Annotated in this window: 11 protein-coding genes; 4 read left to right on the forward strand and 7 right to left on the reverse strand. The window is 68.3% G+C overall.

Features of this window, described 5'->3' with window-relative positions; genetic code table 11:
* The first annotated feature begins 21 nt into the window (after positions 1-21).
* Positions 22-918: a DMT family transporter gene (locus FIV34_RS12405; RefSeq protein ID WP_139983196.1), complete on the forward strand. Its 897-nt coding sequence runs from the start codon at positions 22-24 to the stop codon at positions 916-918.
* A gap of 194 nt (positions 919-1,112) precedes the next feature.
* On the opposite strand, the gene FIV34_RS12410 is transcribed toward FIV34_RS12405, so the two are convergent.
* From FIV34_RS12410 to orn, 4 genes are all read right to left on the reverse strand, one after another.
* Complete coding sequence (locus FIV34_RS12410) at positions 1,113-2,048, reverse strand: isopenicillin N synthase family dioxygenase (protein ID WP_139983198.1); 936 nt, start codon at positions 2,046-2,048, stop codon at positions 1,113-1,115.
* 71 nt (positions 2,049-2,119) lie between these two features.
* Positions 2,120-3,523 (reverse strand): phosphoglucosamine mutase, encoded by a 1,404-nt coding sequence (gene glmM / locus FIV34_RS12415; RefSeq protein WP_139983200.1) that lies wholly within the window; start codon positions 3,521-3,523, stop codon positions 2,120-2,122.
* A gap of 68 nt (positions 3,524-3,591) precedes the next feature.
* Entirely contained in the window at positions 3,592-4,491 is a 900-nt protein-coding gene (gene folP / locus FIV34_RS12420; RefSeq protein ID WP_139983202.1) for a dihydropteroate synthase, read from the reverse strand.
* A 10-nt stretch (positions 4,492-4,501) separates the two neighbouring features.
* Positions 4,502-5,068 (reverse strand): oligoribonuclease, encoded by a 567-nt coding sequence (orn, locus tag FIV34_RS12425; RefSeq protein ID WP_139983204.1) that lies wholly within the window; start codon positions 5,066-5,068, stop codon positions 4,502-4,504.
* 65 nt (positions 5,069-5,133) lie between these two features.
* Between orn and sbcB the strand changes: the two genes are divergently transcribed.
* Together sbcB and FIV34_RS12435 are read left to right on the forward strand one after the other, a co-directional pair.
* A complete protein-coding gene (gene sbcB, locus FIV34_RS12430; RefSeq protein ID WP_139983206.1) occupies positions 5,134-6,558 on the forward strand; it encodes an exodeoxyribonuclease I in 1,425 nt (474 codons plus the stop codon).
* A 13-nt stretch (positions 6,559-6,571) separates the two neighbouring features.
* Positions 6,572-7,261 carry a DUF2461 domain-containing protein gene (locus tag FIV34_RS12435; protein ID WP_139983208.1) on the forward strand — a complete coding sequence of 230 codons (690 nt, stop codon included), beginning with the start codon at positions 6,572-6,574 and terminating at the stop codon, positions 7,259-7,261.
* Positions 7,262-7,274: 13 nt separating this feature from the next.
* Here the strand turns inward: FIV34_RS12435 and gloA2 are convergent, their stop codons facing one another.
* Genes gloA2 through ligA form a run of 3 tightly spaced genes read right to left on the reverse strand, consistent with a single transcriptional unit; the run spans position 7,275 to position 11,001 of the window.
* Positions 7,275-7,658, reverse strand: coding sequence for an SMU1112c/YaeR family gloxylase I-like metalloprotein (gene gloA2, locus FIV34_RS12440; RefSeq protein ID WP_139983210.1), 384 nt, complete (start codon positions 7,656-7,658; stop codon positions 7,275-7,277).
* 2 nt (positions 7,659-7,660) lie between these two features.
* A complete protein-coding gene (gene epmA / locus FIV34_RS12445; RefSeq protein WP_139983212.1) occupies positions 7,661-8,614 on the reverse strand; it encodes an EF-P lysine aminoacylase EpmA in 954 nt (317 codons plus the stop codon).
* Positions 8,611-11,001 carry an NAD-dependent DNA ligase LigA gene (gene ligA, locus FIV34_RS12450; RefSeq protein ID WP_139983214.1) on the reverse strand — a complete coding sequence of 797 codons (2,391 nt, stop codon included), beginning with the start codon at positions 10,999-11,001 and terminating at the stop codon, positions 8,611-8,613. Before ligA ends, epmA begins: the two co-directional genes overlap by 4 nt.
* A gap of 100 nt (positions 11,002-11,101) precedes the next feature.
* Here ligA and FIV34_RS12455 point away from each other — a divergent pair, with 100 nt between their 5' ends.
* The gene (locus FIV34_RS12455; RefSeq protein WP_139983216.1) at positions 11,102-12,577 is read left to right on the forward strand and encodes an MFS transporter; all 1,476 of its coding nucleotides are present in this window, start codon (positions 11,102-11,104) and stop codon (positions 12,575-12,577) included.
* Positions 12,578-12,602: the final 25 nt, after the last annotated feature.

Consider the following 12,602-nt stretch of genomic DNA (forward strand, 5'->3'; position numbering starts at 1 on the left):
TAAAACCGGTAAGCTTTGCGCATGTCGCCGACTCGCAAAGCCCACTTCCAGATCCACTTCTGCGTCCTGCTGTGGGGCTTTACCGCCATCCTCGGCAAGCTGATCACGCTGGCGGCGTTGCCGCTGGTGTGGTGGCGCATGCTGCTGGTGTCCGCCGCCCTGCTCTGCGTCCCCCGCGTGTGGCGCGGGCTACGCGCCACGCCGCGGAAGATGCTGGCCATTTACGCGGGCATCGGCGTGGTCGTGGCGCTGCACTGGCTCACCTTCTACGGGGCGATCAAGCTGGCCAACGCCTCGGTCGCGGCGACATGCATCGCGCTGTGCCCGGCCTTCCTCGCCGTGGTGGAACCATGGATCGCGAAGCGGCCGTTTGATCCGCGCGAGCTGATGCTCGGCGCTGCCGTCGTCCCGGGCGTGGCCCTGGTGGCGGGCGGCTTGCCGGGCGACATGCGGCTGGGCCTGGCGGTGGGCGTGCTCTCCGCGCTGTTCGTGGCGTTCTTCGGCGCGTTGAACAAGCGCTACATCGAACACGCGGACTCGCTGACGGTCACCTTCGTGGAGCTGGGCGCGGGCACCGTGTTCCTGACCCTGGCCGCGCCGTTCATGGCCGGGCCGTCGTTCGTCCTGCCCGATGCGCACGATGCCGTGCTGATGGTGGTGCTGGCCTTTGGCTGCACCCTGCTCCCCTTCGCCCTGGCGCTCTCGGCGCTGCGGCACCTCTCGGCGTTCGCCACGCAGATGGTGACCAACCTGGAGCCGGTGTACGCGATCGTCCTGGCGATTCCGCTGCTCGGCGAGCAGCGGGAACTGGGCTGGGCGTTTTACCTGGGGGTGGCCGTCATCCTGGCGGCGGTGTTCGCCCACCCCTGGCTGCACCGGGGTGAGCAGGTCGATCCATCGGACCTGGTGGCGCCCTAGGCCTTGCCGCGGGCGCGCACGGTGCGGGCGCGGCGGGCACGCTGGGCCAGCGAGCGCACGGCACCTTTCTTGCGGGAATAGGAACGCTTGGCCTGCGGACGCGGGCTGGAAGTCATGGCGGGTGTCTCCGGGGGAACAACGGCCGGGAGGTTCGACTGTGCGGCCCTCCCGGTGAAAAACCCGCTAAGCGGATGTCAGATCAATTTGATTTCGCGCAGGCGTTCCATGAGGTACTCATGGGCCGTGATCGGCTCCGGATAACGCTTCGGGTTCTCCGGGGTGATGCACGAGGGCAGCACGTCCAGCACCACGTCCGGGTTCGGGTGCAGGAAGAACGGCACCGAATAGCGCGGCTTGCGCGCGCCGTCACCCTGCGGGTTGGTCACCCTGTGGGTGGTGGACGGGTACACGTGGTTGGTCAGGCGCTGCAGCATGTCGCCGATGTTCACCACGATGGCGTCGCCTTCGGAGGTGATCGGCAGCCAGTCGCCTTCACGCGTGAGCACTTCCAGGCCGGCCGCGCTCGCGCCCACCAGCAGGGTGATGAAGTTGATGTCCTCGTGCGCGCCCGCACGCACGTTGGGCACGTCGGCCTGCTCGATCGGCGGGTAGTGGATCGGGCGCAGGATGGAGTTGCCGACGTTGATCTTGTCGTCGAAGAAATGCTCCGGCAGGTCGATGTGCAGGGCCAGGGCGCGCAGCACGCGGGCGCCGAGCTGGTCCAGCGCTTCGTAGATGCCGTAGCCCTTCTCCTTGAAACCCGGCACTTCCGTCGGCCACACGTTGGGCGGCATCACGTCGGCGAACTTCGAATCGCGCGGGATCTCGCGGCCGACGTGCCAGAACTCCTTCAGGTCGGCGAACTTCGAATCCTTCGCCGTTTCCACCTTGAACGGGGTGTAGCCGCGGGCGCCACCGCTGCCGGCGATGTGGTACTTGCGCTTGACGTCGTCGGGCAGCGCGAAGAACGCCTTGAACACGTCGTACGCGCCATCGATGGCGTCCTTGGGAATGCCGTGGCCGCTGATGCAGCAGAAACCGAATTCACGATACGCGGCGCCGAGTTCGGCGACGAAGGCGTCGCGATCGGTGTCGTAGCGGCGGATATCGAGGGTGGGGACCTTCTTCATGGTGTTACCTGCTTGCGGGCATGAAAAAGCCGGCGCGGGGTGACCGCGCCGGCCGGAGGCGTCATTTGGGCTCAGGCGGTGGCCTGGGCTGCAGATTTTACCGCCTCGGCGAGGTGTCCCGCCAGCCGTTCCACTTCCGCGGCGTCGGCCGCCTCGATGGTCACCCGCACCAGCGGCTCGGTGCCGGACGCGCGCAGCACCACGCGGCCACGGCCCTCCAGCGCGGCCTCCACCTCGGCCAGGGCCTGCCGGACGGTGGCCGTGCCCAGGGCGGCCTTGGCGCCCTCGACGCGGACGTTGACCATCGTCTGCGGCAACTTGACCAGCCCGGCGCGGGCGGCGCCAAAGGTTTCGCCGGTTTCGGCGAGCGATTCAAGCAGGGCCAGGGCGGCGACGATGCCGTCACCGGTGGTGAAGCGATCCAGGCACAGCACGTGGCCGGAGGTTTCGCCACCGAGCAGGCCACCGTGCTCCTTCAGCTGCTGGAGCACGTAGCGGTCGCCCACGTTGGCGCGGACGAAGGGAATCTCCAGCTGCTTGAGCGCGCGCTGCAGCCCGTAGTTACTCATCAGGGTGCCGACCACCGGGCCCGGCAGCGCGGCTTTCTGCTTCCAGTGCCGGGCGATGACGTAAAGCATGTCGTCACCGTCGGTCACCGTGCCGTCCCTGTCGACGATGCGGACACGGTCGCCGTCGCCATCGAAAGCGATGCCGAGGTCCGCACCCCGCTCGACCACGGCGCGGGCCAGCGCTTCCGGGGCCGTGGAACCGACGCCGCGGTTGATGTTCAGGCCATCCGGCTCGGCGCCGATGGTGGTGACGTCCGCGCCCAGGTCGCGGAACACCATGGGGGCGACCTGGTAGGTGGCGCCGTGGGCGCAATCGAGCACGATGCTCATGCCCGCCAGCGAGAAATCGTCGGCCACCGTGGACTTGCAGAACTCCGCGTAGCGGGTCACCGCGTCGTCCACGCGCTTGGCCTTGCCCAGCGCCTCGGAGGCCACCGTGGCGAAATCGGCCTCGAGCTCCGCCTCGATTTCAGCCTCGAGCGCGTCGTCGAGCTTCTCGCCGTGACCGGAGAAGAACTTGATGCCGTTGTCCTGGTGCGGGTTATGCGAGGCGCTGATGACGATGCCGGCATCGGCGCGCAGGGAACGGGTGAGGTAGGCCACGCCCGGGGTGGGCATCGGGCCGAGCAGGCGGACGTCGGCGCCGGAAGCGACAAGACCGGCCTCCAGGGCGGATTCGAACATGTAACCGGACACTCGCGTGTCCTTGCCGATCACCACCAGGACCTTGCGCGACGGGTCACGACGGTCGGTACCGCTACCCACCGGGCGTTTGTCGGCGGCGCGGCGGCGCGCCAGCACGGCACCGGCGGCGCGGCCCAGGCGGAGAATGAAATCGGCGCTGATCGGGTAGCTGCCGACCTGCCCCCGGATACCGTCGGTACCGAAGTATTTACGTTCGCTCATGGTGCTAACTCCTTCCTGGGACGGCGAATGATACCCCGCCCAACCGCCCGTGCTAATCCGCCAGACGGCTACTCGTCGTCCGGCCAGCGCGGCATGGCGGGCTTGTCCACGCGGGGCGCGGTGTCGCCCGCCTTCACGGCGTGCCACACGGCCAGGGCGTCGACGGTGGCGGCCACGTCATGGACGCGCACGATGACGGCGCCGCGCTGCACGGCGATCAGTGCCCCGGCCACGGAGCCGGCGGCCCGGGCAGCGGGCTCGCTGCGGCCGGTGAGCTGGCCGATCATGCTCTTGCGCGACAGGCCGACGAACACCCCCGCGCCCAGCTCCGCGAAGCGGGCGGTCGCCCGCAGCAGGGCCAGGTTGTGCTCGAGGTTCTTGCCGAATCCGAAGCCCGGGTCCACCAGCACGCGGCGGCGGTCGATGCCGGCCAGCTCGCAGGCGAACAGGCGATCGGTAAGGAAACGATGGACTTCACCCACGACGTCGTCGTACCGGGGGTCGTCCTGCATGCCGCGCGGCTCGCCCTGCATATGCATGAGGCATACCGGCACGCGCAGCTCCGCCGCGGTGTCCAGCGCGCCTTCGCGGCGCAGGGCGAACACGTCGTTGATCAGGCCCGCGCCCGCGGCCACGGCCGCGCGCATCACCTCGGGCTTGGAGGTGTCCACGGAAATCGGCAGGGTCGTCTCCGCGGCCAGCCGTTCGATCAACGGCACCACGCGGCGGATTTCTTCCTCGGCGGAGACATCGTCCGCGCCCGGGCGGGTGGACTCGCCCCCCACGTCGAGCATGTCCGCCCCCTCTTCCGCCAGGCGCATCGCATGGGCGTAAGCCGCTTCCAGCGAGGCGTGCTGGCCACCGTCGGAGAACGAATCCGGCGTGACGTTGACGATGCCTGCCACCCGCGGGCGATCCAGCACGAGCGCGCGGCCGTTGCAGTCCAGGGAGGTGGCGAAGAGATCCATGGCGGTGCCCTCAGCCCGGGTTCGGGCCGGCCAGGGGGCCGAGGAAACGGCGGTAGTAGCGCAGCTCGTCGATGGAGTCGCGGATGTCGGACAGCGCGGTGTGCGCCGAATCCTTCGCGAAGCCCTTGGCGATCTCCGGCGACCAGCGGCGCGACAGCTCTTTCAGCGTCGACACGTCGAGGTTGCGGTAGTGGAAATAGCGCTCCAGCTTCGGCATCTCGCGATGCATGAAGCGGCGGTCCTGGCAGATGGAGTTGCCGCACATCGGCGACTTGCCCGCGGGCACCCACTTCTGCAGGAAGGCGATGGTGGCGGCCTCGGCCTCTTCCGGCGTGGCATCCGACTCCACCGCGCGGCCCCACAGGCCCGAGCGCATGTGCTGGTTGCGGTTCCACGCGTCCATCTGCTGCAGGCGCGCATCCGCGTGGCTGATGGCGAACACCGGCCCTTCGGCAAGCACGTTCAGATCCTTGTCCGTCACCACGGTGGCGATCTCCAGGATGGAATCGTTATCCGTGTCCAACCCGGTCATTTCCAGGTCAATCCAGATGAGGTTGTCGTCGTGCGCTGGCGTCATGGGAGCTCCTTTGTATTAGCCAGTCTACCTCGCCGTCCCCTCCCCCTGCATGCGATGATCGCGTGATGGCCGAACCGACCTTCTTCTGGCACGACTACGAAACCTTTGGCGCCGACCCGCGACGGGACCGCCCCAGCCAGTTCGCCGGCATCCGTACCGATGCCAACCTCGAGATCATCGGCGAGCCGGTGATGGTCTACTGTAAGCCGCCGCGGGACATGCCGCCGCAGCCGGCGGCCTGCCTGATCACCGGCATCGCCCCGCAGAAGGCCGAGCGTGAAGGCCTCTCCGAGGCGGAATTTGCCGCCGTGGTGCATGAGCAGCTGGCCATGCCGGGCACCTGCGGCGTGGGCTACAACTCGCTGCGCTTCGACGACGAGTTCACCCGGCACATCCTGTATCGCAATTTCTACGAGCCGTACGCCCGTGAATACGAGAACGGCAACTCGCGCTGGGACCTGATCGACCTGGTCCGCCTGTGCCAGGCCCTGCGCCCGGAAGGCATCACCTGGCCCACCCGCGAGGACGGCACGCCCAGCTTCAAGCTGGAGCACCTGGCCACGGCCAACCACCTCAAGCAGGACCGCGCCCACGATGCGCTGTCCGACGTGGAGGCCCTGATCGGGCTGGCCCGGCTGATCCGCACGCACCAGCCCAAGCTGTGGGACTGGTACTTCGCCCTGCGCCGCAAGCAGCGCGTGTTCGAACTGCTGGACGTGGCGGCGATGACGCCCGTGGTCCACGTCTCGTCCCGCTACCCGGCCAGCCGGCAATGCCTCACCGTGGTGGTGCCGCTCTCGGCGCACCCCTCGCGCTCCGGCGAGGTGATTGTGTACGACCTCAGCGCCGACCCGACCGACCTGCTCAGCCTGGACGACGGCGACATCGCCGACCGCGTGTTCACCTCCCGGGCCGACCTGCCCGAGGGCGTGGAGCGGATCGCCCTGCGCACCGTGCGCGCCAACCACGCGCCGGCGCTGGCGCCGCTGTCCGTGCTGAAGGGCGCGGACCACGCACGGCTGGGCCTGGACATGGCCCTGGTGGAGAAGCACCTGGCGATGCTGCAGGCCGCCCCTGGCCTGGCGGAAAAGCTGCGCCGGGTCTACGGCCAGGCCGCGGACATGCCGCCGGCCGGCGATCCGGAGCTGGCCCTGTACGGCGGTTTCCTGCCCGATGCCGACCGCCGCCTGCTTGCCGAAGTGCGCGCGACGCCGCCGGCCCAGTTGGGCAGCGGCCGCTTCACCTTCCGCGACCCGCGCTACGCCGAGCTGCTGTTCCGCTACCGTGCCCGCAACTGGCCCGACACCCTGAGCGTGGACGAATACGAACGCTGGGAAGCCTTCCGCGTCGACCGCCTCACCCGCCACGGCCCGCTGACCACGCTGACCCTGGCCGACTACACCACCGAACTGGCTACCCTGCGCCTGTTGCCCGGCGCGCCCCTGCCCCTGCTCGACGAGCTGGAGGCCTGGGGCGAAACCCTGCTCTAGAGTCCACCGACCGATGCCGCATACCGCCTATTTCACGCCCGCCACCTTCAAGTTCTTCAAGGCGCTGGCCCGCAACAACAGCCGCGAGTGGTTCCAGGACCACAAGGCCGACTACGAGCGCCACGTGCGCGAGCCGTTCACGCAGCTGATCACCGACCTGCAGGCGCCGCTGGCGAAGATCAGCACGCATTACCGCGCCGACCCGCGCAAGGTCGGCGGCTCGCTGTACCGCATCCATCGCGATACGCGCTTCGCCAACGACAAGCAGCCGTACAAGAACTGGCAGGGCTCGCGCTTCTTCCACGAGCGCCGGCACGAGATCCAGGCGCCGGGCTTCTACCTGCACATCCAGCCGGGCGACTGCTTCGCCGGCGGTGGCATGTGGCACCCGGAACCGCCGGTACTGAAAAAGCTGCGCGACTTCCTCGCCGACAATCCGGATTCGTGGAAGCGTGCCACGCATACGAAGGCGTTCACCGAGCGCTTTTCGTGGTGGGGCGAAAGCCTGGTGCGGCCGCCGCGCGGGTTCGATCCGACCCACGAGCTGATCGAAGACCTGAAGCGGAAGAACTTCGCCGCCGGGCAAAACTTCGACGAGGCCCTGGCGTGCTCCACGGAACTGCTGCCGTTCGTCGTCGACACCTTCAAGCGCCTTGCGCCGATGGTGGATTACCTGTGCGCGGCGCAGGAACTCGAGTTCTAGGCACCCTCGCCGCTCAGGTTTCGTAGAGCTCGATGGGCTGGTCGTCCGGGTCGGCGAAGAAGGTGAAGCGCTTGCTGGTGTATTCGTCGACGCGGATGGGTTCGCAGGCCACGCCGTGCGAACTCACCCGCGCCACGGCCGCGTCGATATCGTCCACGGCGAACGCGATATGCCGGAGGCCCTGGGCTTCCGGCCGCGACACGCGCGGCGGCGGCGAAGGAAACGAAAACAGCTCGATCTGCACGCCGGGTGACACTTCCAGGTCCAGCTTCCACGAATCGCGCGCCGCGCGGTACACCTCGTGGACCACGCTCAATCCGAGCACCTCGGTGTAGAACGCCTTCGACCGCGGATAGTCCGAGCAGATGATGGCGACATGGTGGATGGCCTTCAGCATGCTCAGGCCTCGTCGAACGGGAACGCGAGCACGTCGGCAATGCGGTCGGTATCGGCCAGCACCATCAGCAGGCGCTCCACGCCCAGGGCCACGCCCGCGCAGTCGGGCATCTTGCCGAGCACGGCGAGCAGCTTCTCGTCGATGGGCACTTCCACCGCGCCGCGTTCGCGACGTACCGCGTTATCGCGTTCGAACCGCGCGCGCTGTTCCTTCGGATCGTTGAGCTCGTGGTACCCGTTGGCCACTTCATACGGGCCGACGTACACCTCGAAGCGTTCGGCCACCGGCGGATCCTCGTGGCGGATGCGCGCCAGCGCGCATTGCGAGGCCGGGAAGTCCGAGACCACGGTGATGCGATCGCGGGTGAAGGTCGGCTGGATGCGATGGGTCATCAGCAGGTCGAGCCAGTCGTCGCGGGTGAGGCCTTCGCCGTTGAGGCCCACGTCGCCCAGGGCGGCCTGCAGACGCTCCACCGGGTCGGTGAGCGCATCCACGCCCAGGGCGTCGTGGAACAGGCCACGGTAGGTGGTCTCCACGATGTTGAAGTTGCGGCCGGCCTGCAGCATCAGTTGCTCCAGCAGGTCGAGCACCTCGCGCGCCAGCTGGCTTTCATCCCAGCCCACCCGGTACCACTCAAGCATGGTGAATTCGGGGTTGTGCCGGCCGCCGGCCTCGCCGTCGCGGAATACGCGACCCAGCTCGTAGCAGTCACCCACGCCTGCGGCTAGCAGGCGCTTGAGCGGGAACTCCGGCGACGTACGCAGCCAGCGCTGCGGGGCGCCGGCATCCACGTGGCCGCTGAAGCGGGTGTGGAAACTCTGGATGTTCGGGTCCGTATTGCCGGCCGCCGAGAGCATGGGCGTTTCCACTTCCAGCACTTTGCGCCCGGCGAAGAACGTGCGGATCCGCGCATAGGTCTGCGCACGCAGGTGGAGCTGCTTCATGTCCTTGCTCATGGCGCGACGCCATGTTGCGCGAGCAAGGCGATGAGGTCGGCCTCGGTGTGTACCGGCACGCCGAGCTCGTTGGCCTTGTCCAGCTTTGAACCGGCCGCTTCGCCCGCGAACACGCCCGTGGTTTTCTTCGAGACCGAACCGGCCACCTTGGCGCCGAGCGATTCGAGGCGCTCGGTGGCGTCATCGCGCTTGAGCGTGTCCATGGTGCCGGTGATGACGTAGGTGTGGCCTTCCAGCGGCAACGCTGCCGCCGACTTCGCCGGCAAGGCATCCAGCAAGGCGCGCATGGCCCAGTCGCTGCGGGCGAGCTCGGCGGCCTGGCGTTCATTCGCCAGGTAGGCGGTGAGGTTGGAGGCGGCGGCCTGCGGCACGCCCGCCACGATCCACTGGTGCTCGCTGGCCGTCACCAGCGCTTCCAGCGAGGCGTACTGCTTGCCCAGCAGCGCCGTGCTCTTCGGGCCGAGCTTGCTGATCTTGGCCGAATCCAGCAGCACGTCGAGGCCGAGGCGGTCGCGAAGCTTGGGCGACGGCGCGCCCTCGTCGGCGAATGTAATGCCGGCCGCCAGCAGCGCATCGACCACCTTCTCATTGCCTTCCTGCGCGAAGAACGCCGCGATGGACGTGGCCACCTCGTCGCCGATATCCGGCAGGACGCGCAGCACCGGCGCCGGCGTGCTGCGTACATAGGACAGCGAGCCCAGCCACAGGGCCAGCGTCTTCGCCGTGCTCTCGCCGATGTGCATGATGCCCAGGCCGAACAGGAAGCGCGGCAGCGTCGAGTTCTTGCTTGCCTCGATCGACTCGACGAGGTTCTCCGCCCACTTGGTCGCGACCTTGCCCTGCTTCACCGTCTCCGGCGTGCTGCCGTCGCGCTCGTCGGCGCGGCGCTTCATGTCGATGAAGCGCTCCACGGTGAGCCCGTAAAGGTCGGCCGGCGTCTTGACCATGTCGAACTCGACCAGCGCGTCGACGAAACGATCGCCCAGGCCGTCGATATCCATGGCACGGCGGGACGCGAAATGAATGATCGCCTCCTTGCGCTGCGCGGCGCAGATCAGGCCACCCGAGCAGCGATACGCCGCCGCGCCTTCCTCACGGATGATTTCCGAGTTGCACACCGGACAGGTGGCCGGCATCTGCCAGGGCACGGTGTGTGCGGGGCGCTGGTCTTCCACCACGCGGGCCACTTCCGGGATGACATCGCCGGCGCGACGCACGATCACGGTGTCGCCCACGCGCACGTCGAGACGCGCCACCTGGTCGGCGTTATGCAGCGTGGCGTTGGTGACGGTAACACCGCCGACCTGCACGGGCGTGAGCCGTGCCACGGGCGTGGCGGCACCGGTGCGGCCGATCTGGATCTCGATCGCCTCCACCGTCGTCGTCTGTTCCTGCGCGGGGTATTTGTGCGCGATGGCCCAGCGCGGCGCGCGCGAGACGAAGCCCATTTCCTGCTGGCCGGCGTAGTCGTCGAGCTTGTAGACCACGCCATCGATGTCATACGGCAGGCTGTCACGCTTCGCGCCGATCTTGCGGAAGTACGCGATGAGGCCCTCGAAGCCCTTCGCCGTCGAAACTTCCGGCGATACCGGGAAACCCCACTCGCGCAGCTTCTGCAGCGTGGCGGAATGCGTGTCCGGCAGTTCGCCCTCCTCGACGCGGCCCACGGCGTAGGCGAAGAAGGCCAGCGGGCGCTTCGCGGTAATCGCCGGATCCAGCTGGCGCAGCGAGCCCGCGGCGCCATTGCGCGGGTTGGCCAGCGGCTTGTCGCCGGTGGCGCGGGCGCGTTCGTTGAAGGCCTCGAAGCCGGCGCGCGGCATGATCACTTCGCCACGCACCTCCAGCACCCGCGGCCAGCCTTCGCCGCGCAGGCGCAGCGGAATCGCCTTGACGGTGCGCAGGTTGGCGGTAACGTCCTCGCCCACCGCGCCATCGCCACGCGTCGCGCCCTGCACGAACACGCCGTTTTCGTAGCGCAGGCTGATCGCGAGGCCATCGAGCTTCGGCTCCACCGAGAACACCGGCTCGCGGCGTCCGAGGGTCTGCTCGATCCGGCGCTCGAAATCGGCCACCTCGCGGTACTTCTCGCGGTCGCTGTCGCCTTCAGTCTCGAACGCGTTGCCCAGCGAGAGCATCGGCACCGCATGGGTGACTTCAGCGAAACCGCCGTGCGCGCGGGCGCCCACGCGACGGGTCGGCGAATCGGCCGTGGCGAGCTCCGCGTACTGCGCTTCCAGCGCCTCCAGCTCACGCATGAGCTTGTCGTAGTCGGCGTCCGGGATCGTCGGGTTGTCGAGGACGTGGTAGCGGTAATTCGCGTCTTCGATGCGCTGGCGCAGCTCGGTGGCACGCGCGACGGCGTCGACGGGGGCGATGGCTGGGGACATGTGCAAGGCCTGTGATGAAGCGCGGAACTGACGCGACCCTAAAGGGTCGGCCGAAGACGCGTCAAAAGCAACATCCGGCTTCCGTTATAATCCGCAGGCCATGCCCGCCGATGACGTCATTACCCAGCCCACCGTCCCTGACGTCCACCCGCTCCCCACCGACACCCCGGCCCTGGCCCCCGCCCAGCCCTCGAGCAAGGCCCGCTATCGCGGCCTGATCTGGCTGGTGGCGGCCGGCTTCTTCATGCAGGCGCTGGATTCCACCATCGTCAACACGGCCGTGCCGTCCATCGCCAACGCGCTGGACGTGACCCCGCTGAGCATGCGCACGGCGCTGACCAGCTACGTGCTGACCCTGGCGATCTTCATCCCGATGAGCCCGTGGCTGTGCGACCGCTTCGGCACGCGCAAGGTGTATGGCGGCGCCATCCTGGTGTTCGCGCTGGGCTCGCTGTTGTGCGGTATCGCACAGACGCTGCCGCAGCTGGTGGCCTCGCGCATCGTGCAGGGCCTGGGCGGCGCCGCGCTGATGCCGGTGGGCCGCTACGTGCTGGTGCGCAGCATCGACCGCCGCGACTTCGTCAGCTCGATGAGCACCGTGGCCACCTTCGGCCTGCTCGGCTCCGTGTTCGGGCCGCTACTCGGCGGTGCCATCGTGGAATACACCCACTGGCGGCTGATCTTCCTGCTCAACGTGCCCGTGAGCCTGGTCGGCCTGTGGCTGAACAAGCGCGAGATGCCCGACTTCCGGCCCGACCGCGCCAATCCCTTCGATACCCTCGGCTTCGTGCTGTTCGCCGGCACCTCCGCCCTGGCGCTGCTGATGGCCGAAACGCTGGGCGGCCACGGCCAGCCGCTGTGGATCGCCGCATGCGCGGTGGGCGCCCTGGCGCTGGGCGCGCTTTACGTGCGGCATAGCCGCCGGGTGGCGTACCCCGTGAGCGACCTGTCGCTGCTGAAGATCCGCAGCGTATGGGTGGCCCTGGCCGGCAACCTGTTCACCCGCCTGGGCGTCTCTGGCATGTACCTGCTGCTGGTGCTGTTCCTGCAGATCGGCTGTGGCTGGTCGCCGCTGGTGGCCGGCATGATGATGGTGCCGCAGGCGCTGGGCTCGATCTCGGTCAAGCCGTTCATCCACCGCCTGCTCGCCCACTTCGGCTATCGCCGGCTGCTGCTCGGCAACACCATCCTCGTCAGCGGCGTGCTCTGCTCGTTCGCGCTGCTGGATACCGATACGCCGACGTGGATCATCGCCTTGTTCGTCTACGTCTACGGCGCGGTGATGTCGGTGCAGTACACCTCAATGAACACGCTGGCCTATGTGGACGTGGACGTGAAGCAGGCCTCGATGGCCTCGTCCATGGCCTCGACCGCGCAGTACCTGTCGATGAGTTTTGGCATCGCGCTGGCCACCCTGCTGATGGCCGGCTTCCTGGGCACCTCGGACAAGCACCCGTACGTGTGGGCGTTCCGCTGGTCGGTGATCACCATGGGCCTGATTACCCTGGCGGCCAGCTGGATCTTCAGCCGCCTGCGCGACACGCGTGAACCGAAGGTCGCCAGCGCGGCCGGTTAGCGGCTACGCTCGGGGTGCCGCGCCT

Source organism: Luteibacter pinisoli (assembly GCF_006385595.1).
Lineage (GTDB): Bacteria > Pseudomonadota > Gammaproteobacteria > Xanthomonadales > Rhodanobacteraceae > Luteibacter > Luteibacter pinisoli.

Excerpts from the sequence above, each read along its gene's own strand:
- orn (WP_139983204.1), bottom strand. The coding sequence starts at position 5,068 with ATGACGCCAGCGCACGACGACAACCTCATCTGGATTGACCTGGAAATG.
- gloA2 (WP_139983210.1), bottom strand. The coding sequence starts at position 7,658 with ATGCTGAAGGCCATCCACCATGTCGCCATCATCTGCTCGGACTATCCG.
- FIV34_RS12435 (WP_139983208.1), top strand. The coding sequence starts at position 6,572 with ATGCCGCATACCGCCTATTTCACGCCCGCCACCTTCAAGTTCTTCAAG.
- epmA (WP_139983212.1), bottom strand. The coding sequence starts at position 8,614 with ATGAGCAAGGACATGAAGCAGCTCCACCTGCGTGCGCAGACCTATGCG.
- ligA (WP_139983214.1), bottom strand. The coding sequence starts at position 11,001 with ATGTCCCCAGCCATCGCCCCCGTCGACGCCGTCGCGCGTGCCACCGAG.
- sbcB (WP_139983206.1), top strand. The coding sequence starts at position 5,134 with ATGGCCGAACCGACCTTCTTCTGGCACGACTACGAAACCTTTGGCGCC.
- FIV34_RS12410 (WP_139983198.1), bottom strand. The coding sequence starts at position 2,048 with ATGAAGAAGGTCCCCACCCTCGATATCCGCCGCTACGACACCGATCGC.
- FIV34_RS12455 (WP_139983216.1), top strand. The coding sequence starts at position 11,102 with ATGCCCGCCGATGACGTCATTACCCAGCCCACCGTCCCTGACGTCCAC.
- FIV34_RS12405 (WP_139983196.1), top strand. The coding sequence starts at position 22 with ATGTCGCCGACTCGCAAAGCCCACTTCCAGATCCACTTCTGCGTCCTG.
- glmM (WP_139983200.1), bottom strand. The coding sequence starts at position 3,523 with ATGAGCGAACGTAAATACTTCGGTACCGACGGTATCCGGGGGCAGGTC.
- folP (WP_139983202.1), bottom strand. The coding sequence starts at position 4,491 with ATGGATCTCTTCGCCACCTCCCTGGACTGCAACGGCCGCGCGCTCGTG.